This is a genomic window from Rhodomicrobium udaipurense JA643, from assembly GCF_000636015.1.
GTDB classification, from domain to species: Bacteria; Pseudomonadota; Alphaproteobacteria; order Rhizobiales; family Rhodomicrobiaceae; genus Rhodomicrobium; species Rhodomicrobium udaipurense.
The window spans coordinates 1-1094 of record NZ_JFZJ01000236.1; the positions used below are offsets into that span (position 1 = coordinate 1).

Annotated in this window: 2 protein-coding genes; both read right to left on the reverse strand. The window is 62.7% G+C overall.

Translation table 11 applies throughout. The features are described from left to right. Nucleotides 1-538: 538 nt before the first annotated feature. Nucleotides 539-907, reverse strand: coding sequence for a HesB/IscA family protein (locus T281_RS17120; RefSeq protein ID WP_037242547.1), 369 nt, complete (start codon nucleotides 905-907; stop codon nucleotides 539-541). Continuing rightward, on the reverse strand, nucleotides 900-1094 hold a 195-nt coding region (locus T281_RS19430), incomplete at its 5' end, for a hypothetical protein (protein ID WP_210164085.1). The genes T281_RS17120 and T281_RS19430, both read right to left, overlap by 8 nt.

The following is a 1094-nucleotide window of genomic DNA, read 5'->3' on the forward strand; positions in this document are numbered from 1 at the left end:
GGGCCGCGTTCTCTTCGTGCATGATGGCGGCGATAGCAGCACGGCAAGCTTCGACGTTCTCGTATCGGATGATAACGGTGCGAACTCGGGGCGCGCACAGACGGTGCATGTGAACGTCAAGGGCTGACGGCCCGCCGCATTTGCGCTGCGTGCTTTCTGCTGCTGCCCCGCCCCTCGCAAACCGACATCCTCTTTCGCTCGTCGAGCCTGCCGTCGCCTGTCAGAAGGCGATCCCGTCCGCAATCTGAAGCATGCCAGCCCGCGCCCGCGATCATCAATCCAGCCGATGAGCGAGGCAAGCGCGAGGCTGCGCACCATCGGTTCGGCGCGTAAAACCGCGCCCGGTCGATTCTGATTGGAACGGCTCCGGCCGCGCAACCACCATGTGCGGGGCCGGTGCTCTCGTCGGGCGCGGTGGCGATCTTCCAGCCGATGTCCGCGACTTCATCGTACACCATCGGCAGTTCGGAGAGGCGCGGCAGCAGCGACCGGACCCGCGACCGCCCTGCGCCGCGAAGGACTCGCCGCGCGCCGATGCCTACTCGCCCACAGTTTGCGCGGGACTTAATTCGACGCTCTCACCGCAACCGCAAGCGCTCGTCTGGTTCGGGTTCTTGAAAACGAAACCCGAGACGAATTTCTCGGTCTTGTAGTCCATCTCGGTGCCGAGCAGATAGAGGATCGCGGAGGGCTCGATGAGAATACGCACGCCCTTGTCTTCGACCACCTCTTCGAGCGGACGCGCCTCTGTGGCATATTCCATCGTGTATTCCATGCCTGCGCAGCCGCCCTTCTTGATGCCCACGCGCAGCCCGACCACCGGCGTCTCGGAACGCCCGATGATTGCCTTCACGCGCTCCGCCGCCGAGTCCGTGAGCGTAACGACCTTGCCGAAAGAACTAGACAATTGTTCGCCTCCCTTGTTCGACGCTGAGGGCATTTTCGCGTTTCAGTCGCAAGAAGCTCGCTGTCGATGTGACGACGTATCCCTCGCGAAAACGCATTCTCTTCAGACCTACTGGAATATGGGGCGTCACCCGCCGGAAACCAGAAACGCCCCTCTCATCTGCGCGTTCGTCGTTACCGACACGGCA